The organism is Microbacterium sp. BF1 (assembly GCF_019279095.1).
Lineage (GTDB): Bacteria > Actinomycetota > Actinomycetes > Actinomycetales > Microbacteriaceae > Microbacterium > Microbacterium maritypicum.
This window is the reverse complement of the sequence record NZ_JAGYWT010000678.1, coordinates 1-1,046: the sequence shown is the minus strand read 5'-3', so window position 1 is coordinate 1,046 and position 1,046 is coordinate 1. Positions and strand designations below refer to the sequence as shown.

The 1,046-nt window shown below is 70.6% G+C and carries 1 protein-coding gene and 1 pseudogene; both read right to left on the bottom strand.

All coding sequences use genetic code 11. The features are described from left to right. Window positions 1–292: pseudogene (locus KZA10_RS15975) on the bottom strand (guanylate kinase); the annotation flags it as partial. Next, on the bottom strand, window positions 285–1,046 hold a 762-nt coding region (gene pyrF, locus KZA10_RS15970), incomplete at its 5' end, for an orotidine-5'-phosphate decarboxylase (RefSeq protein ID WP_218683377.1). The pseudogene KZA10_RS15975 and the gene pyrF, both read right to left, overlap by 8 nt.

Below are 1,046 nucleotides of genomic sequence, written 5' to 3'. Positions count from 1 at the left end.
GGCGCGCGCCGAGCCCACCGAGACGCTTGACCGGCGAGATGTGCAGCTCCTCGAGCACCCGGTCGCGCTTGCCAGCGCCGATCGCGGGAAGTGCCAGCAGGAAGTCGGTGATGCGCATCGAGCCCTCCGCCGAATCGGCGTCGGCGCTCGCACGATGAAGAACGGCCTGCGGTGTCACCACGCGCATCGTGAGGTCGCGCTTGACCGAGGCCCTGGCGCGGCGACGCTCCACGGCGCGGCGCGCCGCTGCAGCCCTGTCGACCTCGGGGACCGTGCGCTGTGCGTCAGACACCGGCCACCTCGCGATACTCGGCCGCGCGTGCGGAGATGGCCTCCATCAGATCGGCCGGACCGGCGGAGAGGATGCTGCGGCTCTCACTCGCGATCACTGCTGCCGACATCGTCCCGAAACGCGGACGGAGATCAGCCGGCGTGGCCCCCTGCGCACCGAAACCCGGAGCGAGGATCGGCGCTGCCGGCGTGAACGGCTCGATACCGGCCCTGGTCCAGTCGACGGTCGCGCCGATGACGAATCCGAAGCTCCCCCACTCCCCCGCGGCAGACGACTCGGCGTTGCGCGCAGAGACCTCGGAGATGACCGCTGCCGACACCGTGATGCCGGCGGAGTCCGTGGACCGCTGCAGCCCTTCCGCCTCGGGGTTGCTGGTAGCCGCCAGCACGAACAGACCTTTTCCGTTCTTCTCGGCCACGGCGAAGGTCCCGTCGAGAGCACCCACCCCGAGGAATGGGCTCACGGTGAGGGCATCCGCCTCCAGCGGCGAACCCGGCGTGAGCCACGCACGCGCGTAGTCGTCCATCGTCGATCCGATGTCGCCCCGCTTGGCGTCGGCGATCACGATCAGTCCGGCAGCGCGCGTAGCGGCCAGAACATCTTCGAGCGCCGCGATGCCTCGAGAGCCGAAGCGCTCGAAGAACGACACCTGCGGCTTCACGACGGCGACCTTCCCTGCAGCCGCCTCGACCGTGCGCAGGCCGAACTCGCGGACGCCCTGCGCGTCGTCGGCCAACCCCCACGCCGCGAGCAG